Origin of the sequence: Chitinophaga sp. MM2321, assembly GCF_964033635.1 — a bacterium.
GTDB lineage: Bacteria > Bacteroidota > Bacteroidia > Chitinophagales > Chitinophagaceae > Chitinophaga.
On sequence record NZ_OZ035533.1, the window covers coordinates 5127051 to 5152536 of the forward strand.

At 46.5% G+C, this 25486-nt stretch carries 15 protein-coding genes; all 15 read right to left on the reverse strand.

From position 1 onward, the window contains the following. Positions 1-8 precede the first annotated feature (8 nt). The 15 genes from ABQ275_RS19930 to ABQ275_RS20000 all read right to left on the reverse strand — a co-directional run bounded on the left by ABQ275_RS19930 (position 9) and on the right by ABQ275_RS20000 (position 25174). Entirely contained in the window at positions 9-3590 is a 3582-nt protein-coding gene (locus ABQ275_RS19930) for a SusC/RagA family TonB-linked outer membrane protein (RefSeq protein ID WP_349314906.1), read from the reverse strand. A gap of 181 nt (positions 3591-3771) precedes the next feature. Beyond that, a complete protein-coding gene (locus tag ABQ275_RS19935; protein WP_349314907.1) occupies positions 3772-4968 on the reverse strand; it encodes a FecR domain-containing protein in 1197 nt (398 codons plus the stop codon). Positions 4969-5048: 80 nt separating this feature from the next. Beyond that, entirely contained in the window at positions 5049-5633 is a 585-nt protein-coding gene (locus ABQ275_RS19940; protein WP_349314908.1) for a sigma-70 family RNA polymerase sigma factor, read from the reverse strand. A 290-nt stretch (positions 5634-5923) separates the two neighbouring features. Continuing rightward, entirely contained in the window at positions 5924-7075 is a 1152-nt protein-coding gene (locus ABQ275_RS19945) for an acetyl-CoA C-acyltransferase (protein WP_349314909.1), read from the reverse strand. Between the two features lie 5 nt (positions 7076-7080). Next, positions 7081-7740, reverse strand: a complete 660-nt coding sequence (locus ABQ275_RS19950; protein WP_349314910.1) for a 3-oxoacid CoA-transferase subunit B — start codon at positions 7738-7740, stop codon at positions 7081-7083. Beyond that, positions 7737-8429: a CoA transferase subunit A gene (locus ABQ275_RS19955; protein ID WP_349314911.1), complete on the reverse strand. Its 693-nt coding sequence runs from the start codon at positions 8427-8429 to the stop codon at positions 7737-7739. Before ABQ275_RS19955 ends, ABQ275_RS19950 begins: the two co-directional genes overlap by 4 nt. 23 nt (positions 8430-8452) lie before the next feature. Continuing rightward, complete coding sequence (locus ABQ275_RS19960) at positions 8453-9226, reverse strand: 3-hydroxybutyrate dehydrogenase (protein ID WP_349314912.1); 774 nt, start codon at positions 9224-9226, stop codon at positions 8453-8455. A 2-nt stretch (positions 9227-9228) separates the two neighbouring features. Then, positions 9229-10623, reverse strand: a complete 1395-nt coding sequence (locus tag ABQ275_RS19965) for a GntP family permease (protein WP_349314913.1) — start codon at positions 10621-10623, stop codon at positions 9229-9231. Between the two features lie 6 nt (positions 10624-10629). Further along, positions 10630-11559: a 3-hydroxyacyl-CoA dehydrogenase NAD-binding domain-containing protein gene (locus ABQ275_RS19970; RefSeq protein ID WP_349314914.1), complete on the reverse strand. Its 930-nt coding sequence runs from the start codon at positions 11557-11559 to the stop codon at positions 10630-10632. Beyond that, complete coding sequence (locus ABQ275_RS19975; protein WP_349314915.1) at positions 11559-14789, reverse strand: glycosyl hydrolase; 3231 nt, start codon at positions 14787-14789, stop codon at positions 11559-11561. Before ABQ275_RS19975 ends, ABQ275_RS19970 begins: the two co-directional genes overlap by 1 nt. 52 nt (positions 14790-14841) lie before the next feature. Continuing rightward, positions 14842-16170 (reverse strand): neutral/alkaline non-lysosomal ceramidase N-terminal domain-containing protein, encoded by a 1329-nt coding sequence (locus tag ABQ275_RS19980; RefSeq protein ID WP_349314916.1) that lies wholly within the window; start codon positions 16168-16170, stop codon positions 14842-14844. Between the two features lie 17 nt (positions 16171-16187). Beyond that, complete coding sequence (locus ABQ275_RS19985; protein WP_349314917.1) at positions 16188-19223, reverse strand: PVC-type heme-binding CxxCH protein; 3036 nt, start codon at positions 19221-19223, stop codon at positions 16188-16190. Positions 19224-19238: 15 nt separating this feature from the next. Further along, positions 19239-20330 carry a glycan-binding surface protein gene (locus tag ABQ275_RS19990; RefSeq protein WP_349314918.1) on the reverse strand — a complete coding sequence of 364 codons (1092 nt, stop codon included), beginning with the start codon at positions 20328-20330 and terminating at the stop codon, positions 19239-19241. Between the two features lie 38 nt (positions 20331-20368). Beyond that, positions 20369-21985 (reverse strand): RagB/SusD family nutrient uptake outer membrane protein, encoded by a 1617-nt coding sequence (locus tag ABQ275_RS19995; protein ID WP_349314919.1) that lies wholly within the window; start codon positions 21983-21985, stop codon positions 20369-20371. A gap of 30 nt (positions 21986-22015) precedes the next feature. After that, positions 22016-25174: a TonB-dependent receptor gene (locus ABQ275_RS20000; protein WP_349314920.1), complete on the reverse strand. Its 3159-nt coding sequence runs from the start codon at positions 25172-25174 to the stop codon at positions 22016-22018. Between the last annotated feature and the right edge of the window lie 312 nt (positions 25175-25486).

Here is a 25486-nt window from a genome sequence, read left to right on the forward strand (position 1 = left end):
CGATAGTTCTAGAATTGAACATTTAGTTTAAGACCCATTACCGCTGTCCATGGAGCCATGTTTGCACGATCATACCCAAGTTCATAAGGAGCTCCAGGATCCGTTTTGAAATATCCTGCAGACTCAGGGTCAATATTATTTTTGGCTTTGGTCCACACGATCAGGTTTCTCATGAAAACAGAAAGCGATAACGCCTGCGCCTTTATGCTGCTTGCTATTGCAGGGGAAAAACTATAGGCAACGGCCAGTTCTCTCAGCTTTATAAAGGAAGCATCGTACATCCAGGTTTGAACACCCTGATCCCAATATCCGGAGCCACCGGCTATATTATCGGCAGCAAAATATTTGGTATCTGCACCACCGAAATTCTCGACGTATCCACCGTTACCATCCGAGCGGACACCTGGGAAAAACGCACCGTTGGAAAGTCCTGTACTGGCCAGGGGAAATCCACCCAGGTTCTCTGTTCTTCCACCTACCCACGTAAGGCCATTGGTTGCATTGTATTTCGACGGGTTGTTTTTAATTTCCTGGGCCAACTGGTCTTTGTTGCCACTGAAAGAATTATTGCTGAGGATTCCGGTAAATGTGCTTGAACCATCGCCTTTGTACCAACTTTCCTGACGTCCATCCCTGGTCATGCGCAGCATACTTTCAGAATAATATTTACCTCCTTGCCTCCAGTCTAAGCTGGCAGAAACGGTAAACCTTTTATATGAAACGTTTGTCTGAAACCCTAATGTGAAATCATTGATGACATTTCCTATTTTCTTCAGCACTGGCTCGCGCTGAACATACCCGTTTCCGTCCAGCACTGGCCAACCCTTGTAAGGCCCATCTGCTACGCGAACCACATCATTTCCCCAAACATCTCCTATATTATCGCCCACCTGGGTCTGGTTGTATGCATTCTGAGCGGCCCAGAACTGAAACACTGATATTCCTTCAGGAAGGGTCTTTAGCTTGCTGCGGTCCCTGGTGTAAACGAGATTAACATCCCAGGTAAGCGACTTGGTTTTCACAGGCACGCCGTGAAGCCCGATCTCTACGCCACTATTGCTCACCACACCCGCGTTGACATTTGCAAAAGTATACCCCGTCGTAGAAGGTGTGCTTACATTCATGATCTGGTCTTTGTCGTCAACCTTGTAGTAAGTAATATTAAACCCTAACCTGTCATTAAACAGAGACAAGTCAACTCCCGCTTCTGAAGAGACAATACTTTCAGGCTTTAAATTGTTGTTTGCCATAGTCGTTTGCAGGGAATAAATAGTGTTTGCTCCCCAGGTGGATTTGACAAGTGTTTGAGACAGTTGATAAGGATTCGTATCCTTTCCCACCTGTGCCCAACCGCCACGGAGTTTCAACAACGATACGAATGAAGGCAAACGAAGCATATCAGAGATAATGAGGCTCAGCGAGGATGACGGATAAAAATAGGACCTGTTATTTTCCGGCAGTGTGCTGGACCAATCATTTCTGCTGGTCAGATCGAGGTAAACCACTTTTTTATAGTCCAGTGAGGCCACGCCATACAAGCTGTTTATCCTTTTTTTATAGAAAGAGCTACCATAATTTACGAAGCCCTTGTCCACATTACTTGACGTATATAATCCCGGCAACACAAGGTTCTGGCCTCCTATGGAAGAACTGGAACCATGCTGGTACAATAAGTTACCACCGCCGGATAAATTCAGGGAAAAATTACCGAACCCTTTTTTATAGGTCAGCAGAAAATCCGCATTTGTTTCCTGGTTATTGCTTGAAGCATAATTATAACTTCCCTGGCGGTTTCGCACTTCTGACCAGCCGTGCTGGGATTGAGTTATGTAGGTTTGACTAAACGTACCTATGCGCGCCATAAGGCTTAATTGCGATGTAATGGTCCAGTCAAATTTGATATTCCCGTAAGGATTTACTTTCTGGAATTTATTGACGTCCACATAAGCCGTAAACCATGGGTTATTGAAATGATCATCCCATACATTCTGTTGTATGTCATCCACTTTCCAATAATCCTTAACGTCGTTAACGTTAATATAATTAGGCATAAAATAAATATCTTCAAACGGATAATTATCCCAGCTCTGTGATCTGAAGTTGTCTGATCCTGAATATGAATAATTAATATTGGTACTTACTTTTACTTTCTTGGTGATGTTGTACGATCCGGAAAAAGCGATGGCATCCTTTTTCAGTTCCACGCCCGGGTAGGTGCCAGTTGCCCTGGTGTCGGTCATAGACAAACTAAAATTGCCTTTTTCATTAGAACCGCGAACGCTCACATCATTAATAAAGCTGTTACCCGTTTGCGTAAAATTCTTTACGTTGTCAGGATAAGCCTTTAAGGGAACTGCCTGCCCGTTGGAATTCCATTGGATCGCAGGCGTGCCCATGGCGGGCCCCCACCATCCTGTTTGTGCTGCATCAAATGCACCATTGCTACCATTGGCGAACTGATTCTGCTGCCGCACGAAGTGATAGGGTACGCTTGTAGCGTAGGAAGAATTTACGGTAACGCCTATTCCTCTTTTTATACCCGATCCATTTTTAGTGGTAACCAGCAATACGCCGCTTCCGGCACGGGATCCATACAGTGCCGCCGCGCTGGGGCCTTTCAAAACAGAAACGCTCTCAATGTTATCGGCGCTCAGGTTGGACAATACACCTGCATCGTTGCCGGTGGGCAAACCATCTACGACAATAAGCGGCGCATCATTTCCTGAAAGCGATTTTATTCCACGAATAACGACCTGGGGATCGCTGTTTATATCCATACCTGGATTGCTGATCTTAAGACCGGCTACTTTGCCCGTGAGCGCATTCACGACATTTTCCTGCGGCACCTTAGACATTTGCTCACTTTTTACTTCGCCTACCGAATATCCAAGCGATCTTTTCTGCCTTCCGATTCCCAGGGCAGTCACTACAATTCCACTCAGTTCCTTTTCCCGCGGTGTAAGCTCCACATTAAGCGGGCCGTTACTTCTAATTACAATCTCTCTGGATTGGAAACCAACATAACTGACAACAATTGTTTCGCCGACGGCGGCCCTTATTTTAAAATTCCCTTCCTCATCCGTAACCGTTCTGGAGTTATTACCCTTTACCGTCACTGATGCCCTGCCCAGCGGCAAGCCATCGGCAGAAAGGATCTTACCAGTAATGGAAGTATCCGCAATATGCTGGTCCGAAATAATTTTCTTTGGCGCAGACCGGCTATCCGTTTTAACATAAAGCATTATAGTCTTGTCTTCAATGGTATAGCTTAAAGACTGGTTTTTGAGAACGATTTCCAGGAAATCGCCCAAGTACATATTATACGCGGAGACCGATACGGGAACCGTACCATCCAGGTCTGAGGTATTGTAAAAAACAACGTGGCCGGTTTGTTTTTTTATGGCCGAGAAAATCTTTTTTAGCTCCACATTTTTACCGGAAAAGGTAATAGTTTGGGAAACGGCACTGGCGTGCGCATTCAGTAGAGCAGCGAATAATAAAATAAGAGCTAGTTTCATCACTAACAGTGTTTTGGTAAGATACCGGGACCTCCACCAGGCAGCCCGGTGCCCATGAACAGTTTTTTGCATAAATTGCACTTGTTTGGTTGATAACGATTGTTGTGAAAGACGAGATTTTCTTCAACCGAATGTCTTGCCGGAAGTGCTTCACCATTTCCGGCTTTTTTTTTCAGCTGATCAATAAAAAACTACAGATTCTTCGTTCTCATGGTTAAGGATTTTTAATGATGAACAAAACACATTTAGCCGGTCAGGGCATTACGATCAACCGCCGGCCCTCTTCTATCCGGAAATGGACGCCTGCTTTTCCCAATCCGTTAAGCAGTCCGGCCAAACTTACATTTTTGCTGACCTCTCCACCAAAATTCATCTCCGGAATACCTTTTTCATATACCACCTCAATGTTGTACCACCTTTCCAACTGCTGCATCACTTCCTGCAGGCTGGCATTTTCAAAATTGAACAGTCCGTTCTTCCAGGCCATGATCTTTTCAACGTCAACATTGCTGACTACTTTCATTTTTTCGGATGGTCTGATCTGTGCTTGCTGGCCTGGGTCCAGGATTACCGCCATTTCGTTTGTATGAAGAGGAAGCACCCGCACACCACCTTCCAGTAATGTTGCGTTCAGGCTATTTTCCTCCGTATAGGCATTTATATTAAAGCTGGTTCCCAGCACTTCAATTTCCATCCGGTCCTTCACAGTTACCCGGAAAGGCATTTCCGCATTCTTCACCACTTCAAAGTAGGCTTCGCCTGTAAGCTCCACCCTACGTTCCTTTCCTTTAAAGGCAGTGGGGTAGCGTAAAGAAGAAGCTGCATTCAGCCATACCATGGACCCATCCGGCAACTGCACCCTGAAATTGCCGCCACGCGGTGTAACCAGGTTATTATAACTAACGGCCGTGTTGCCATCATGTACATCATACACTAACTGGCCACCTGATTGCTTGATGGTGGTGGCGCCCTGTGTGATCGTCTGGTTACCTGCACTATCAAGTGTAACAGAAGAACCGTCCGCCAGGTTAAGAATGGCTTTGTTGGTACCCGGGGCAATATCTATTGCCAGGTAACTGGTGTCCTTTACCGGTATATGATCCCTGCTATGTTGCCACCAGAAATAAATTCCGGCTGAAAACAATACCATAATAGATGCAGCCGCCCAGCCCCATCCACGCAGAAAATGCAAACGATGTATGCGTACAGGTGATACTACCTGCAACGGATGCGGCTTGTCTGTTTGGGTAGCCCGCTGCAATAAGGGCAGCAAGGTTTCGTCCATAACATCCGCCGTATATACATCTCCGGTCAGGGTTTCCAATGCGGCTATCATCTCAGCGGAGTACTCCTCATCCTGCAACAAGGAATAAAATTCCTGTTGCTCCAGAGGGCTCAACTGACCTGCTATAAATTTCCGGACTAAGTGATATGTTTTTGGTTGATCCATGTTCCTTTATAAAGATGCAACTGATAGCAGCATTGTCATGCCCGGTAGCCATATTTTTTTAAAAAAAGTGGGAAACCGGCTTAAAACCGCAATGCCAGGAATAAAACGGTCAAATAAACAACTAATTCCAGGTGCTCCCGGATGCTTTTAACGGCGATACTCAATGAATTTCTGACATGCCCGTAAGACAAATTCATTTTTGCTGCTATTTCCATGGTGGAAAGACCTTCTATCCGATTCAGTTCAAAGATAGTTCTCCGTTGTTCGGGCATGCGCTTAATAAATTCACCAACACGCTGCTGCAGTTCTTTGACCCCGAGGGATTGCAGGGCCCCATTTTCTATATATTCATGGAATGTTAAGGCAGACAGACGTTTGTCATAAGCCGCATTTTTCCGGATGTATATCAGCGATTCGTTGAGCGTTATCTTTTTTAACCATGCCCGTAAGAAATGGACCTCTGGTAGCTGATCGCGGTGCAACCATAACTTGATAAATACTTCCTGTAATACATCCTGTTTTGCAGCTTCATCCTGGAGTACTTTATTGGCTAATGCCCCCAGCGAGGTTGAATATTGACTAAAAAGGGCCGTGAAGGCCGATTCATCACCTTCTGATACCCGTTGTAGTAGCTCCTTTTCCTCGTAAGTATGCCTGGTCGACAATGAATTAATGAGTTTAAATATCCATCACAAACTATAACAAAAAATTGTAGCAACGTAGTACGGGTGCTAAATTATAGTACAGACACACATTTTAAAACAAAAGGAATAAAGATCATTGACGTGAAACTCAATTCCCTTCAGCATTTGCGTGCTTACAGGGGTAAATATATTAACAATAAGATCATCCGGGCAGATGATAGCTGGGGAGAGAATTGAAGTATGTTATGAACAAATGCAGGAAGCGCCAAAAACGCGATCAAGGCATTAGCGCAATACCTGATAAAAAGCAGTTAAGGATAACAGTATTCCACCACGATAGCACTTGCGCCACCACCACCATTGCAGATAGCGGCCACGCCTATTCTGCCACGCCGTTGTTGCAGCACATGCAGTAAAGTAGTGATGATCCGGGCACCGGAGGCGCCCAGCGGATGTCCTAAAGCGACAGCTCCTCCATTCACGTTTACTTTATCAGCATCCAGGTCCGACAATTTATTGTTGGCCAGTGCTACCACAGCAAAGGCTTCATTGATCTCGTAGTAGTCTACCTGGCTGGCAGTAAGCGCAGCATTTTTAAGTGCGAGGGCAATGGCTTTCGCGGGGGCGGTTGTAAACCATTCAGGGGCCTGTTGTGCATCGGCATAGGATAGTATGCGGGCCATGGGTTTCAGGCCAGATCTGTCCGCCTGTTCTTTGCTCATCAATACCAAGGCGGCGGCCCCATCGCTCAGGGAAGAGGCGTTGGCGGCGGTAACAGTACCTCCTGCTTTAAATACAGCCCGCAGGTGAGGGATCTTTTCGAATTTTACATTTTTAATCTCTTCATCTTCCTTCACCCCTACCTCCACTATTTCTGCATCAAACTTCCCGGCTATCTGTGCTTCCTGTGCGCGCCGATAGGAGGAAATAGCATATGCATCCTGCGCTTCACGGCTTATGTTGAAGGTTTCCGCACACAGTTCTGCCGCTACGCCCATATGATAATCGTGGTAAACATCCCACAGGCCGTCTTTGATCAAACCATCAACGATCTTATCATGGCCTAACCGGTAGCCATTCCGGGCTTTATCGAGGTAATAGGGAACATTGCTCATGCTTTCCATGCCACCCGCCACAACAGTTTCCTGCTGACCCAATGCGATACTCTGTGCGCCCAGCATGATCGCTTTCATTCCGGAAGCACAAACTTTATTGACAGCTGTAGCAGGCAAGTCAGGCAGACCAGCCAGTTTTGCAGCCTGTGTAGCCGGCGCCTGCCCTGTATTGGCAGACAATACATGGCCCATAAAAACTTCCTGTACGAGTGCGGGGTCTATATTTATCCGTACTACCGCCGCTTTAATAACAATGCCTCCCAGCGCGGGTGCAGTAAATGAAGCGAGGCTTCCGCCAAAACTTCCGATCGGCGTACGTACTGCCGACATAATATATACATCTTTCATAAAAATCAATCTAACTGCATTTCAGGAATATCCCCTTCCACGATCAGCCTGCCCGCTGTAGCGGCTCTGATCATTTCTACGGTAACACCGGGCGCACGCTCCAATAACCGGAAACCACCTTCCGGTAAAATATCGAGCACCGCTAATTCCGTGACGATCTTTTTTACACATCTTACACCGGTTAAAGGAAGGGTACAGCGGTGTAAGAGTTTACTCTCCCCAGCTTTGTTGACATGCTGCATCGCAACAATGATATTTTTTGCTGATGCCACCAGGTCCATTGCACCACCCATGCCTTTGACCATTTTCCCCGGAATTTTCCAGTTGGCGATATCGCCGTTTTCAGCGACTTCCATGGCGCCTAAAATGGTGAGGTCTACTTTCTGTGAGCGGATCATTCCGAAACTCATGGCAGAATCAAATATCACAGATCCCGGTAAAGTGGTAACGGTTTGTTTGCCTGCATTAATCAGGTCGGGGTCTTCTTCTCCGGCGAAAGGGAAAGGTCCCATGCCTAGCAGGCCGTTCTCTGACTGTAGTACCACGTTCATCCCTTTAGGAATGTAATTCGCCACCAGCGTGGGTATCCCGATACCGAGATTTACATAAGAGTTGTCCTTTATTTCTTTTGCGATCCGTTTCGCAATACCTGTTTTATCTATCATCTTGTAGTTCGCTGTTCAATACGTTTTTCATATTTATCTCCCTGGAAAATCCGGTGTACATAAATGCCGGGCGTATGAATCTGATCCGGATCAAGTGTACCCACCGGTACGAGATGTTCTACTTCCGCAATGGTGATCTTACCTGCCATGGCCATCAGTGGGTTGAAGTTCCGGGCGGTAGACCTGAATATAAGGTTACCGGTTGTATCACCTTTCCATGCTTTTACGATGGCAAAATCTGCATCGAAAGCATATTCCATGAGGTAATCTTTTCCTGAAAAGTTCCTGATTTCTTTACCGTCCGCCACTTCAGTGCCTACACCTGCGGGGGTAAAAATAGCCGGCATGCCGTAACCGGCGGCCATACAACGGGTAGCCAAAGTACCCTGCGGGATGAGCTCTACTTCTAATTCTCCGCTCAACAGCTGGCGTTCAAATTCCGCATTTTCACCCACGTAAGAAGCGATCATTTTTTTTACCTGGCGGTTTTCCAACAGCATTCCGATCCCAAAACCATCTACACCGGCATTGTTGGAAATACAGGTAAGACCACTGACCCTTTTCTTCACGAGTGCAGCAATGCAGTTTTCCGGAATGCCACATAACCCGAATCCCCCGATCAGGAGCGTCATACCGTCGCTGATATCTTTGATGGCTTCGGTTACATTTGCAACAACTTTATTGATCATACTTTTTATTTAGCTATACTGAATCATTGTGCAGACCAGCCACCGTCCACAGGTAATGCAACGCCGGTGATGGTGGTGGCTCCTTCCGATGCAAAGAGCAGGGCCGTGTCTGCGATCACTTCTACCGGCACAAAGGATTTAACGGCCTGTTTGGCCAGGAAAATATTTGCCGCTACTTCGTTTTCAGGGAGGTGGTGTGCTTTTGCCTGGTCTGCTACCTGTTTTTCTACCAGTGGTGTTTTTACATAACCCGGGCAAATAGCGTTGCAGGTAATGTTATGCGGCGCACCTTCCAGGGCGATGGTTTTGGTAAGACCGATCAATCCGTGTTTGGCTGCCACGTATGCACTTTTAAATTCGGAGGCGAATAGTCCGTGTGCCGAAGCAATATTGATGATCCGCCCGAATTGCTGCGCCTTCATAAGCGGCCATGCTGCCTTGATCAGGTGAAAGGCGGATGTGAGGTTGATAGCAATAATATCATTCCATTTATCTTCCGGAAAATCTTCTATGGGAGATACATGTTGAATACCGGCATTATTGATTAACACGTCAACCGTTCCGAATTGCGCCGCTGCTTCCTGTACCAGTGATCTCAGGGATGCCGGATCAAGCATATTGGCAGGTGAGTAAAGATGCTCCACCTGGTGGAATGTTGCCACCTCTGCTGCGATGGCCGCGCCATTCTTTTCAAGACCGTTGAAAATAATATTATAGCCTTTCCGGGCAAACCCGTTGGCGATACCCAGCCCGATCCCGCTGGTACTGCCAGTTATAAGTACTGTTCGCTTTTTCATATTTATACAATTCCGGTAAGATAATAGAGCGCGATAACCAGGAATACGGCCATCGTTTTGATAAGGGTCATCACAAAAATATCGATATAAGATTGTTTATGCGTCAATCCTGTTACCGCCAGCAATGTGATGACTGCGCCATTATGTGGCAGGGTGTCCATACCACCGCTGGCCATCGCAGCCACCCGGTGTAATACTTCCGGGCTGATGCCTGCTTTCGCGGCCTGCGCCAGGTAGGTTTCGCTCATGGTGGCCAATGCAATGCTCATACCACCGGAAGCGGAGCCGGTAATACCAGCCAGCGCAGTAGTGGTTACCGCTTCATTTACCAGCGGATCTTTGATGGCAGATGCCAGCCCCGTATTGATATGCCGGAACCCTGGCAAAGCGGCGATAACGCCGCCGAAACCATATTCCGATGCCGTGTTTAAAGTGGCCAGCAACGCGCCGCTAATGGAAATATTAATACCGGATTTAAAATTTGTTTTTATCCGTTTGAAAGAAGTCAGCAAAACCAATGTTATCCCTGCCAGCAGTGCCGCTTCTACGGCCCAAATGGCCGCCAGTTTTGGTATTTCAACAGGCGCCACATTACTGATGCCGATGCTGGTAAAATCAAAGCTCAATCCATAATGCCGGGTAATCAGTACGGTAAATATCTTATTGCAGATACCTACCAGTAATAAAGGCAAGATGGCGAGTAATGCAGGCGGCAACTTTTCATGGTTTACTTCCGTTGTTCCGGAACCTGATGTATCACCGTACCCCTCTCCTTTTTTCCGGGCTTTTCTTCTCCGCCATTCGAGATAAGACATCCCGATGATGCCTATAAAAATACTCCCGATCAGCCCCAGCCAGGGCGCTGCCCAGGTATCAGTTTTAAAGAAGGTGGTGGGAATGATATTCTGGATCTGTGGCGACCCCGGTAAAGCATCCATGGTGAAAGTAAATGCACCCAGTGCAATCGTGCCCGGGATCAGCCGCTTGGGAATGTCTGCTGCTTTGAATAATTCTGCTGCAAACGGATATAACGCAAACGCCACTACGAAAAGCGACACGCCGCCATACGTCAGTACCGCCCCCACAAATACAATAGCGAGCATTGATTTGTTTTCCCCGATCACATTGATAATAGCCCGCGTAATAGATGTTGCGAAGCCTGACATTTCAATCACTTTACCAAAGATGGCGCCCAATAAAAAAACGGGAAAATACAGTTTGATAAACCCCGCTACTTTTTCCATGAAGATGCCAGAGAAAAAAACAGGCACATGGTCAGGACTGGTCATTAATACGGCAAACAACGCGGCTACCGGTGCAAACAAGATCACGCTGAAACCCCTGTAGGCAACAAACATCAGGAATAATAACGCCAGTAATATAATGATGATGTCCATAAATAATTATTTAAGATCTGCTTTCATAAAGCGGATTAATTCAGTCTCTCTTTTGGTATTCATCATCTCCGCAAAAGCAGTATTCCATTGGTAATAGCCTTCACCGGATTTAATACCGAATTTTTGCGCTGCCACTAATTTTTTTAAAGTAGGGAATGCGCCGGTAGCATTACTGAGATCCTGGAACAGGTAATCTGAAATAGCTGCAAAAATATCCAGTCCGCCCATATCGGCAGAAGCAAGCGGACCGGTAACCGGCAGCCGGCGGCCAATACCATAAACAACAGCAGCATCAATATCTTCTTTAGAGGCTACGCCTTCTTCCAGCAGGAATTGCGCTTCCCTGAGCAAAGCAGCTTGCAGGCGATTGCCTACAAACCCGGGGATTTCTTTTTTTACTTCAATCGTTTTTTTATGCATCTGGTCTAACAGGGTCAGTACACGTTCCATCACAGCATCCGTTGTTTTTTCATGACGGAGTACTTCTACCAGGGGGGTGAGGTGTGCAGGGTTCCAGAAATGCGTCACCACAAACCGTTGCGGATATTGCATTACGCTGGCAATGGCAGCCGGACTAAGCCCGGAGGTATTACTGGCCAGGATCACAGTATCATCGCAAAGGGTATCGAGGTGTTTGAAAAGCTCCTGTTTCAGTTCCATATTTTCAGGGATCGCTTCAATCACAAAGGTGGCTGTGCTCACCGCATCCTTCACCGAAGTAGTCACCTGGATCCGGTTCATGATCACCGCGCGATCTGTTTCCTGTAACAGTTCATTTTTTATCAGCACATCCAGCTTTGACTGGATGCCGGCGTCGGCGAGTCTGAGATCACTTTGACTGATACCATGCAGTTGCACGGAAATCCCCGCCCAGGCGGCATTCAAGGCAATAGAATGCCCCATGGTACCACAGCCGATTATCGTTAATCTTTCCATCAGTTACTTTTTATATTACAGGATTGCGCCAATGCAGTTGCAGATAGCGAATCAGATACAAGATATACGGGAGAGATGTCCAGCGCGATTTTATTACCGGTCCTGATCGGCGCTCCCATGATGTTGTAAGCCTTCACGCCTTCCGGTATGTCAAGGCTCAGTTGACGGGTTTCTTTTTCTGTAACCCAGGCAATCAGTACGGCCTTATTACCACACTGAAAAGAATATCCTTGTACACTATCTTTTTCAATGGCGGCGGCATACTTAAAATCAGGGCCTATCATCTTTGCCATTACCGCCTGTGCGGGATACAGTTTGCGAGGTTCCCCGCCTTCTCCCAGCAATGCGAATTCCAGGTGCGGTGATGCATCGTTTACAAATCCTTCCCCTCCCTGGTGATAGAATATTTTCTCTACGCCACGGGCCAGCATGATGGCGTTATAACGAATGGACCAGTCGGCACATTGCTTTTCATTGGAAAGCAAAAGATTAGCGGAGGAGTGATGTGGCGGTGCTACCCAGGGGCTCCAGGGCAGGTTGTCTGCTGCATAATAGGAATACTCCGTAATCCATATCGGCTTACGGGGACCCTGCCGCTCCATTTGCGCCAGCAGCGTATCCATTTCATGGATAAACGATTCCGGTGTTCTCAGCATACCATAGTTATGAATGTTGAGGATATCTATACTCTTCATACCACCGGCATCAAAAAATGTTTTCATATAGCGCCAGGGTTCTGCACTGAATCCTCCGATAACCTGGCAGGTGGGATCTGCCTTTTTCATCACGAGGTAAGCTTCTTCCAATAACCCAATATAATCTTCGGGAACATAAGCTGCACCGGGAAGTTTATATGCCTCGTTCGGCAGACAGAATTGTGTCCACACCGGTTCATTCAGAAATTCAAAATATCGAATCCTTGACTTATAATGTCCAATTGCTTTACTGATAAAATCCATAAGGCCCGCACGTTCTTTGGGCATATAAGACATCCGCTGCCAACCAACATTCTTCACCGAATCGGGCGCAGTAGAACCCCATGCGGGAGCGGGCAATGGTGGCATCAGCGCAAGTACATTATAGCCTTCCGCCTGTTCCCGGTCTACCTGCTCGTCGGCAGGCGCGAAGGACAGTTGTCCTTTTACCGGTTCCAGTAATCCCCAGTTGATAGACCAGTTACGCGCCCAGGTAACGCCTGCCTGGTGCAATGCTTTACCCGCCTCCTTTGTGGTGGGGGCGTGATTAATGCCAAAAGCAGCATGCGGGCTGTTATAAGGGTCTATTACGGCCATGCGGAGGATACGTTCTTGATCCAAGTTATTAAAACGCCAGGAGAATTTCACCTGGTAATATCCATTGTCTGTTAAAGCAAGCGGCCACTCCATTTCCTGCGAGCTACCTCCGCTGATCCGGATATTTTTGGTAACAGCAGATACCTGCTTTCCAAAATAATCACTGATCTCCGCCGTTACCGGAACGGTCACCGGGCGTTTTGTACGATTAGCTGCTACCAACCAAACTTTCGCGGCTGAAGGAGTATGAAAAATATTGCCGAACGCCTTGGAGCTGACACCCAATTCCACGGCTTCATTTATAACAAACGAAGTAGCTTTTGCCCCCTGCTCCAGTTGTATGGCATCTATCCATACCACTGCTTCATCATCATCCCGCAACAGATTAGGTCCAACGGCCACGTACAGGTCCTGCTCTATGGCAGTAACGGTGAAGCTATAACGTGCCCATTTTTCGGTCAGCACCACTTCCTTTGACACCTGCGTAGGATGGTAGCCCAAGCTTGGTTCGAGACCACGGGAGAAAAGCAGTTTTGCTGGAACGCCGGCGCGGTCAGCACGCATCCAGGCGGACAGCGTATATTCGTTTCCGGGGATGGCATTCACCCAACCAATGTTGGCTGCCAGCGGGGCATTCTGTACATTACGAGCTATAGGCCATACATCGTAAAAAGTAACCGGGGTTTTTCCGGGTCCGAGTTCAATCCGCAAACTATGTTTTCCATCGTGGGCTTCATCGCTCACGACATCGCCGTAAAGACCCACCAGGTCTCCTCCCCAACCGGTATATTTTCCCATGGAAGACCAGCCTGCTGGTCCCGCTTCAAAGGATGCATTCGGCAGCAGGTTCTTTGCCCCGGTGTACAACACCCGGGGATTACGCCTTGGTATAATAGAATCTTTTGCCGCCCTGGCATACATCGTTTTTTTATCGATCACATTCCGGATCATAAACCCTTTGCCGGTTCCTGCCAGTATAACAACAGAATCTTTTGTATCCATACTAATCCCATGATCCAACCAATCGCCTTCGGCTTTTGTTGGAACGGGGCCGATGTCCTGCCAGTCTTTTCCGTAATTTAATGAAACGTACACGGATCGTTTATCTGTGTACGTTGAATAGTATACCACCCCTTCTCCGGCATGAATAAAATCATCCGCCGCACCGTTCAACATGCCGGTCTTATGCCAGCTATTACCGTGATCACGGCTATTGTAAATATTGCCTGCCTGATCCGCCTGCAGTAACGCAGCCCCACTCAAAGAAGTGGTTGCGAATAAGGCGGAGGTGCTGAGCGAGCCTGTTTTTCTCCAGTTAAGCCCATCATCTGTACTTTTATATACGTTGCCATCAAAGCCATTTACGATCACCCCGTCCGCTGTTTTTTCCAGACGGTATAATGCATTGTCGCCGATTTTTCCGAGGTCGGTCCAGGTGTTGCCTTTGTCGACTGAACGGTAGATATGTCCGCCGTCCGAATCGGTGTCTGTCACCAGAAGGGTACCTTTCACCGTATAAAAAATTGCATAGGCTGCTTGTGCACCATCGCGGTTTTTATTGGTAGTCAGTGTAGTGAGTTTTTTCCAGGACCGGCCACCATCCTTTGTACCAAGTACTTCCGCATTGCCGGTGAGGATATAAAACTCGCGCCGGTTACCGGTTTCCCCTATGCAGGTAATTTCGGATGTTGTAGGCTTCGCCAGAAATTTCCAGCTACGTCCGTAGTTTTCACTGATAAATAACATCCCCCTGTTTTGCCCACGGGTGGCACAGAGTACTACCGGCCCTTCCAGTGCACGTATGGCATCGATCCTTCCGCCTTTAACTAACTCCGTGGTTGTCCAGTTACTGAATACAGCAATATCCTGCGCAATGGCAGGATATACACTGGTGAAACATAACAGTAACGTGAAATAAAATCTTCTTTTTATAATCATTAATTGTACTTAATTCTTCCCTTGAATAAATAGCGGGTATGTCTGCTTTTCATCAACGCTTACTTTTTTTCCCTTTAGTACGGGGAGCGAGTTGCAGCATTTCTCCTTTGAGATAAGTAACTACAGCTTCTTTCAAATCACTGTCAGCAGCCGGCGTAAAGGATGACACGGTTGGCTCATAGCCCCCACGTTCCCATTCTTTCTCCGAGAGTAAGTATCCCATCCATCCGTTGGCATATCCAAAATAGAAGGTGAACGGAAAAGGAGAACGATCTCTTATTTCATTAGATATTTCGCAGAACAGTTCCAGCGGAGCGTTCCAGATAGCCACATCATCATTGATCTTGAAAAAGCGGATGGGAAGTAATACCATATTCACACCAGCTTTGGTGGTGCGCGTGTATTTGGCCATATTCACAGGCCAGCCCATATCCTTGCGCCTTGGTGTTTCTACCGTGAGTGCACCTACGTTCAGCGTAATGTCGGGAGAGGTGACGATCTTTTTGTTGGCATCCAGGATCTTATCACCTAGCATAACATTGAACTGCGTGAGTACGGATGTGTTGATACCGCTGTACAGTGGCGCCAGGTTGCCGGCAGCACCGTTAATATATAACATGGGCGCGCCCGATTGCTTTTCTACATATTCGGATACAATTCCCTGCACATCTCCGCTGATGGCCATGTTGTTGCCACCCAGCACGGTACCGTGCATGGCATAATTAGCAATAGTAGCCAGCAGGGAACCATCGGCATTGTCGATACGGATCATGCCTATGCGGCGGTCCACCGGCCCGTCCGGGTCCATACCAAGAGAGGATTTCCCATCCATGTTCTGTGCACGGCGGTTGATGTTTGCCTGTGAGTATCCCCAGCCTGTGCCGAGGCGTGCTGGTTTTAAGTTCTTTTGTGCTTCTCTCACACCATCTATCAGTAGTTGTTCTGTCATATCTGTATACACCGTATCGAATGCATGCAGATATCTTTCGGCCATGAACACCTGGGTAACATCAGGTGGCCCGAATTCAGGGGCGGAGTGTGTATGTGTGGTGGTCCACCATACACTCAGCGGATCAATGCCCAGTTCTTTTTTAAGGCGGGCAGTGGTTTTATCATATTGATAGGGAGAGAGAATACAGATGTCTGTAGAAATGAGGTAGAATTGAGTTATACCATCATCCATGGCCACAATACGGTGATAAATGCTATCATGTATGCTAGTGGATTTCCGCGCCTGGTAACCGAGCAGTTGCTGGGAGTTGGAAGGTGTGATGTTCTTCTTTACCACAGAAGCGCGGAATTGTTGCTGGGAGAAAGCATCATTTCCCAGTAGCAGTGTAGTTGCTACCAGGAAAATGCTTATACTTTTATTCAATATCATCGCTTATTCTATTATCGTTAGTTTTCTTTAAGGAATGTAAGCAGGTCTGCCATTTCCTGCTTGTTGATTTTCTTTTCAAGACCTGGCGGCATAGCGGACATATTCATAGCTCTCAACACAACGATATCCTTACGGAGGATATTTTTTTCTACCCCCGGTGCAGTGCGTAAGGTAATGGTGGTAGGTGTTTCAGAGGACATGATCCCTTGCAACGATTCTCCGCCATTCAATTCCACTGTCCAGAGATCAAAGCCGGGAGAGATAGATAATTGTGGCGCCAGCAGGTTATCCATGATTGCTTTGGCTGACCAGTTGTGCACAGTGCCGAGATCCGGCCCATAGCTGATTCCATTGGCACCGCGCAATTGATGGCAAAGCGCGCAGTTATCGGCAAATACTATTCTTCCTTTTTCTATATCTCCTTTTAGTTCCAGCGACTGCTCATATTCTTTACTCAGAGCTACGTTATCGCTTTTTACAAACAAAGGTTTGGCACGGCTACGGATCGTTGAATCAGGATGACCCAGCAATTGTTGTGTACGGGGCCAGCCCAGGCTTGTTGGCAATACTTTGCCGGATTCAATGGCGCCCAGCAATAAAGCAGATCGCTCTGTATTGGCCATGAACAGGCCAAGAGAGGCATCCTGTAAAGCAGGGGTGAGTACTTCCCATTGTTTCAATAAATAATTACATACAGAAAGATCGGGTATAGCGCCGAGTGTGCGCAATGCCGCGAGTTGTATCGATAATTGTTCCTGTGGAACGATCAGTCCTTTTAAGAGATCAACATGTGGTGCAGGATTACGTAACGTAATAAAATCTACTGCTTCAGCGCGTTTATCATCCGGTAAACTACGGTTACCGATAATCGCAACCGCTCTTTGTACGGCTGTAGCAGCCTGCTTTTCATCCGGTACACCAATTGTCTTTAATAAACGGAAAGCCGCTTTTCTCACTTGACCGGAAGGATGTTCAAAACTGGTATTGATCAACAATGCCTGTTCTCCTTCATATACCGAAGTCAATGTTTTCAATCCCTGTGCAATCCCTTCCAGCACAGCTGCCTGCCAGATGCCCTGTTCTTTGGACCCTGCTTTTGTTGACTTCTCCACCAGTGTACGGATAATTTTCGGATCGCCGCCGGTGCCCACCATCGTAGCAAGGCGCTGAATCAGCGATGCATAGGCAGGAACATCCGGTTTGAATTTTTCCATCACTACATTTAACAGGGAAGCTGTTTGAGAAGCAGAAGCAGACAAAGCCGCGATCTGCACCCATTTATCTTCCACATCCTGTAACAACAATTTATTCCTTACCGCAGCAGCTTCGGGTGTATTGATAAATCCGAGGGTACAAAGTAATTGGAAACGCACTTTTACATTGTTGTCATTTTGTAAGGGTAGCAATGCTTTGGCCAATTCAGGCGCCGCTGATAAATGCAGTTCTGCCAGTTTGATGGCATTTTCCCGTACACCTGCAACGGAGTCTTTCAATGACTGTAAGATGAGGTCCGGTGTAAGGGCTCCCATACCTTCCAGTGCCCACAGGGCATGGAGGCGACCAAAAGGAGACGCAGTATTCCGCGCCATTTGTGCCAGCGCAGGCACAGCGGCTTTATCTGCACGATCCACGAGCAGACGTTGTGCATTCATTCTCCACCAGATATTCGGATTAGCCAGTTCTTTGGTCAATTCTTCATTGGAAGCATCACCGAGTTTCAGGTTTTTCGTCCAGTCGGTTGGTTTTGCATCTGTTCTTGAAATACGATAGATACGTCCTTTATCGGTACCATTATAAAGCTCACCGGATTTGATCACATCATCGCCCATCCATTCGGGGTGTTCAATGATCTGGCGGTAGTAGTCTACTATGTATAGCGCGCCATCCGGTCCTATATAAATATTTACAGGACGGAACCAGGCATCTGTAGAGGTAAGAAATTCTTTTCTTGCCTGCAGGCGGCTGGCTATAAAGCTGGCGCCATGATCTTTCAACCTGTCAACGTGTACCAGGTTACTCACCGGTTCCGCTACAAAAGTGATGTCGTTATTATTATAAGCATCGGGGAAAGCGCCGCCAAGATAAGTAGTGATACCACAGGCAGAAGTGATGACGCCTGCATCTGTGAGCAGTTGGTTCTGTGGATTTTTGGTGGTAGGAAATACTTCACAGGCATCCGCATGATCAGAAATGGACTGTGTAGCATTTGGTACCGCCTGATCAGGATTACGGTTAAGGTAAGTAGCCGCTATCACTTCCTGGAAGACGTGATTGGCATTGCTTACCAGCAACCGCCGGCCCCAGGCATCGAACGTATGCCCAAACTGTGTGTTGCTGGAAGTCGTTTCCAGCAGGCGCTGATCGGGGCGGAAGCGGACGGTACGACCATCTGCATTCTTTGACAACCGGGGCGCATCCGGATGAGCCGGGAACATAATTTCCCGGCCCTGATCTCCGAATTCCTCTTTGTAATCCCTCGTTGCCACAGCTCCTTCATGCCCTAAATAGATCCAGTTATCCAATCCATACACAGGGCTGTTTACATTATGTTGCGGATTGGATAATGCGAAGCCGGTCAGCAGTGTATCGCGTACATCTGCCTTGCCATCTCCGTCAGTATCTTCAAAATATAAAAGGTTGGGGGAATCTGTTACGACAATACCTTTCTTCCAACGCATTAAGCTGTTGGGCAGATTTAGTCCATCTGCGAATACGGTACTTTTATCCATCTTTCCATCCCCATCTTCATCGGTCAGTAATTTCACTTTACCGGTACCGCTCTGATCCAGCGGGTATCCGTGCATTTCCACCACGTACATCCTGCCGTATTCATCAATCTCCATATCCGTAGGATCGGCTACCAGCGGCTCGCTGGCCACCAATTCTATCTTGAACCCCGGTTCCAGTTCAAATGTTTTTAACGCTTCTTCCGGTGTTAATCCCGCTTGCAATCCTGATTTACTGTTACAGCCTGCACCAACCATCAGTATAGCAAGCAAAAGAGCAGCAGTCTGTTTCGCGGTGAATTCTTCGGCAAATATTCTTCTCTTCATAAAAAAATTATAGTGTTAATTTTTGGGCACTACCCTGAAATTGCACATGGCGTAGTTGCTTTCCCTTGACTCACCATCAGAGTATATCAGGCTGATATAAGAGTTATCATCATCCGGATGTCCCACCAGGCTCATAGGAAGTGCCATGGTTACCCATTCCCCTTTGGTATCCAGTGTTGGTCCGAAATAATTATAAGGCCAGCGGTAATAATTGCTGGGGCCTATGTTGAATATGATATCTCCTTTTGTAATAGGTTGCTTCGTATTCATTTCAAATTTCAGTACGTAATCAGACCTGTTAGCACCTTTCGCTGCAGCTGGATAATCGATATAGGTCGAGAAAAAAGCATCCCATCCCCAGGCGGCATAAGGGCCACTTTTTATAAAAAACGGTGCAGGATTTTTCGGAAAATCCGGGCTGGATGTTATCAGGCCGGTAGCAGGCACCAGTATCGGCTGATTGATGATCTGGTTGCGGTTGTCTTTATACCAGCTGCTGTTGGTGACGATTTCGGAGTTTAAAGGTTCAGGACCTTTAATGGTAAGCGGACCTACACCAGCACCGGCAGGCACCACTACTTTCATGTAGCTGGCGCTAAAACCCGCCAGGTTGGCGGTTTTACCACCGGTAAAAGTTACCACGGTTCCTTCTTCTTTAAAATACAGGTCGAAGAAATCACCGAGGATCACGAGGGTATCTCCTTCTGGTGTAAATTCATTTTTTAAACCTATAAAAGTGAAGGGAGGTGTATTCAGTACAAAATCATAACTGGCCGTACCACCCGGTGTTACCACGGTAATTTTATTGGTAACCTGTGCAGGTATCTGTCTTGGAATCTTTACTGTTAAGGAAGAATCTGTGGAATAGATGTCTTTCTGCACCACTTCCAGGTCGCTGAAGAACACAGTGGTGGCGCCTTTCAGATTAGCCCCGATAATAACGATCCATTGGTTGATATCACCATTGGAGAGATCAGCATTTTGGTCCACGGAAAGTGCGACCCTGGAAATGCTGGGTGTCCCAGCCACCTCATTTGTTTCCTTTTTACAGGAAACAAATGTGGCCAGTAACAGTATAGCGATCAAAAATATAGTATTCCTTTTCATGCTGTGCTGTATTAATGATGGAATGATATTGTGTACCATTACCAACCGGGGTTATTCACCTCCATGGTGGTATTTGAATTGATTTCAGAAAGCGGGATAGGTAATAACTGTGACCGGTTGTCCCTGGCCTTTACGATATTGAACCTGTCTACATTCATAAAATTCATGACACCCAGATAAATGCCCCAACGCAGCAGGTCGTAACGCCGGTTGCTTTCAAAGAGGAATTCCCTGCCTCTCTCTTCAAGTATAAAAGAGCGGAGTGCATCCTTGTTCATCCCTCCAGGGGCATCCAGTGTTTTAGCGCGTCTGCGTATAGCATTCAGCGAAGTATAAGCATCCCCTGAGTGGCCTAATTCGTTATTGGCTTCCGCATTGATCAGGTAAGCATCTGCCAGGCGCATGATGGGATACCGTGCATTACCGGCGCCCAATACCTTTTGCGCTACATCATCATACTTGGTGGTATAGGCTTTATCTTCTTCTTTACGCCAGCTATATCCATCCGTAGCATATTCCAGGTCCTGTTGGGGGAAATAGAATTTACCGAGGATGTCCGGCCGGTGATTAATACCATACAGCGCCCTTTCATCCTGTTTGATACCTTCGTTGAGATAGTTATTATAAAACGCTTTTGTTGCCCAGCACCATCCGCCACCGGTAGCAGGACCATACAACTGGAATCCGCTATACACCTGTACCAGCGCACCTTCTGTAAGAGAAGCGCCAAAGAATTCAGCCATCAGCATATTCTCTTCACGGTGTTTGTTAGACAGTTTGAAGTTATCCATGAAGCTGGGGAATAAGGTGCGGCCGCTGGTCGCAATTACTTCCGCACTTTTTTCCATGGCCAGTTTGAAATATTCTTCGCTGTTTACACCTTCGAGTCCGGCCACTACTTTTTTAACAAAAGGATAATTGGCGTAGGACCGGTTATCGCCATCGGCAATACGTTCTGTCCATACATAGATGGTAACCCCGTTTAAAGCCCCGGATGCCATGGTAGCATAAGCTTTGGCCAACAACAGGGAAGCACCGTCTTTTGTTACATGCCCGAGACCGCCGGATTTGGGATCTTTATATGGGAAAAGCATCGTTTCGGCCTGTTTCAGGTCCGCAATAATCTGCGCGTATACTTCTGTTACGGAAGCGCGGGGCATAGAAGCAGGTTCCACGCCGGAAGCCACGGTATGCAGGTGCAGTGGTACGCCGCCATACAATCTTACGAGATCGAAATAAGCAAAGGCACGGAAGAAATAGGCTTCACCTAATACACGTTGCTTTACATCTTCCGAGATATTCATACCTCCAACATTTTCCAGTACGGAATTTGTCCGGGAGATCATCACATAACGATCATTCCAGGGTGTATCTGTTCCCCAGAAACCGAGGAAGTTACCCTGCCCGGTATGACCGAAAAACCAGGATGGTCCGGAGGCATGGTCAGAATCATTTTCATATTGCCAGAAGTTTCCGTAGAAACCATTTGACAACAGTGTATTATAAACGCCGATGATAGCTGCATTAGCATCTGCTTCCGTTTTATAGAAAGAAGAAGGAACCAGGAAATCGTATGATTTTTCAATCAGCTCTTTCTTACAGGATGTAAAAACAGCGAGTGATCCTGCTATTAATAGAATAATCCTTTTTTTCATGAGTACAGATTTAAGAAGAACGGACTTGATTTAAAAGGTAACCTGAACACCCACGTTCCAGGTTTTAGAAGTAGGATAAGATCCAAAATCCACCCCGCGTCTTGCAGGGTCGTCGCCATAAGCATTCACGTCAGGATCAAAGCCTTTATATTGTGTGATCGTCAACAAATTGGTGGCACTCACATAGAGCCGCACTCTGTCTATTGACTTAAATTTCGGGAAGTCATACGTGTAACCCAGTACGACGTTCCGCAGGCGTAAGAAGGTGCCGCTTTCAAAAAATCTTTTCGTGATATAAAAGTTACGGGTATAGGTAGTCCATGCTTTCGGATATTTGGCATGCTCCCAATTCTCCGGTGTCCAGCGGTTATCCCACACTTCCTGTGTGGTATTGTACATGGTACCTATATCATTGAGGAAAGTGTTGTTCATGTTGATAACATCTCCACCCACTACACCATTGATAAAAATATTCAGATCGAATTTTTTGTATTTGAAATCATTATTGATCCCGAAGAAGAAATCAGGATTTACATCACCGATGATCTTTCTGTCGTTATCATCTACTATACCATCACCGTTCAGATCTGCATAATGGACCTCACCTATCAGTGCTTTAATAGCGGCATCCGTCAGGCCAGCATTCTGAGGTACTGATCTTACTTCTGCTTCGTTCCTGTAAATTCCTTCTTCTACCCTGCCGTACAGCGTTCCAATAGGATAACCGATCTTCTGGATAAACGGAACACTGGAAGCTCTGTAATCCAATGCACCGGCAAATTGTTCCGTTGTACCATCTGTAAGCGCAATGATCTTGTTACGATTGAAGGAGATGTTACCAGACACATTCCAGGAGAAATTTTTGTTGGTCACCGGTACACCTCTTACACTTATTTCCAGGCCCTTGTTTTCGATAGCACCTGAATTCACCTTTTTGGAAGTGAAACCGGAACTACCCGGAATGATGATGGATTGCAACAGATCATTTGTTCTCTTGAAATAATAATCCACGGTAAAACCCAGCCTGTTATTCATAAATCCGAGGTCTATTCCTGCATCGTACTGGTCTGTTGTTTCCCATTTCAGGTTGTCGTTACCCGGTTGGTTATCAGCAAAACCGGAAGTAAGCGCACCATCCATAGGGTACAAAGAAGGAGTCAGCTTATTCTGTGTAGAATAAGAGCCGATCGCCTGGTTACCGGTTTTGCCGTAACTCAGGCGCAATTTCAGCTCATCCACTGATTTGGATGTTTTCAGGAAACTTTCATTTTTGATGTTCCAGGAGAAACCGGCGGAAGGAAAGTAAGCCCATTTATTATTCTTTGAAAATTTACTGGAACCATCTGCACGATAGCTCACAGTCACGAAATAACGCTGATCATAATTATAGTTAACCCTTCCCAGCACGGAGGATAAAGTAGACTGGCCTTTACCATTTCCGATGATGGGAATACCGGTAGCAGCACCGAAATTATTGGTCAGGAAGACATCCGAAGGAAAGTTAGTCACTTTATTATACCTGGATTCAGACACCCATTTTTCAAAAGTACTACCCAGCGTAGCGCCCAGGTTATGTTTTGTATTAAATGTTTTCAGGTAGTTCAACACACTTTCTGAAGTGACAGCGGTCCATGAATCCTGAGACACAAAAGCAATGCCTTTATCTGCTATGCTGACTACCGTCGGAATATATTCATCCCTCTTACCATTGAACAGGCCATAACCGAAGTTCTGCCTGAACTTCAGCCCCTTCATTAAAGTAGCTTCAAAATAAGAAGAGGTAAAGATGGAAGTACTTTTCACTTTGTTGTACATCTGCGCAGTGTACAGGTAAGGATTAACAAGATTGGCGATCTGCGTTTCTGTATTCGTCACAGTATCGATCACGGCTACTGTTGGCGGATAAGTAAGCGCAGAGCGGGTCACGCCTGCCGCGAAAGTATTATCGTTCGTATTTGTTTTCACGAAATCATTGGTCTCGCTGGAGAAGAGGATATTGGTACCTATTACCAGCCAATCTTTGATATTCCTGTTCAGGTTAGTACGCAGCGTTAATTTTTCATATTGCGAACCTATGATGATCCCTTGTTGATTCACATAGGAAAGGGACAACAGGTGATTACCTGCTGCGGAGCCACCGGAAACGGTTACCGTATGATTATTGGTCATCGCTTTTTTGAAAATAATGTCCTGCCAGTTGACACCTTTACCAATAAATTCTTCCGGCAACGGGGCCCTGATGAATGAATTGGCAATAGGATAGAAATGCATTTCCCCATCAAAAGGTAATTGTTCACTGGTACCGGCCAATGTATTCGCGGTTCTTTGTCCTTCATTTCTCATGAGGGCAAATTGATAGGCGTCCAGTACTTTCAGTTTCTTCGTAGGCTGACTGGAACTGATGTTACCAGCATATTCCACTTTATCAGGACCAACCTTTCCTCTTTTGGTAGTGATGATCACCACACCGTTTGCCCCTCTCGATCCATAAATAGCGGTAGCCGAAGCATCCTTTAAAATCTCGATAGATTCAATATCGTTGGGGTTAATGGCAGCAAGTGCATTCACCCGTTGGAGGCTTCCTCCACTGGAAGATGGTGTGTTGGAACCATTGCTGCCACCAAAGGGTATTCCGTCAATTACATATAAAGGATTGCTGCTGCTGAAGGAGTTGGCGCCCCTGATCTGAATGTTCAGACCAGCGCCCGGTGCACCATCATTGGCTTTCACCATTACGCCGGCTGCCCTGCCCTGAAGAGCGGATATAACGTCTACGGGTGCACCCTTTCTCAGGTCTTCCCCCGAAACAGAAGATACAGAACCCGTAAGGTCACGGCGTTTCACGGTACCATAACCAATGACTACCACTTCATCGAGTGCACTCTGGGAAGACTGCATTTTAATGGTCATAGTAGTGGAGACAGTAACGGATACTTCCACCGTTTTCATGCCCATAAAAGAAAAGACCAGTACGTTCCGTTCTTTCGGAACCGTAATACTGAAATTTCCAGCTGCATCGGAATGCACCCCGATCTGTGTACCTTTTACCCTGACCGCGCAGTTGGGGAGGGGATCACTGTTCTCATCCTGAACAGTCCCCTTGATTATCTTATCCTGCGCATTCGCTGTTGTATATCCCGAGAACAGGCATAGCAAACAGGCTATTGTAGAAAAGTAAAATAATTTCATATTACAGGAGATTTAAAAAAAATTAGTTGATTATTACGCATACAGTGCCTTGAGCAGACGTAGGCCACAGTGATGGGGTACCTCGTTGCCGAAAAGAATGATTGATAATTGACGCTTATTATTTACCGGGATATTTTGGTAGAAACCCGGTTTAATGATGCATCCCCTTAAAGTCCTTAAAAATTGGTGTCTTTTTAAATTTTAATGTTCACACGGTTGATAAAATAATGCTGGTAATCTTTTCTAAACTTAATCAAACAAATACATAAAAATGTCTTGTTCTTTGCAGGAACTATCATGGAATTAACCCAC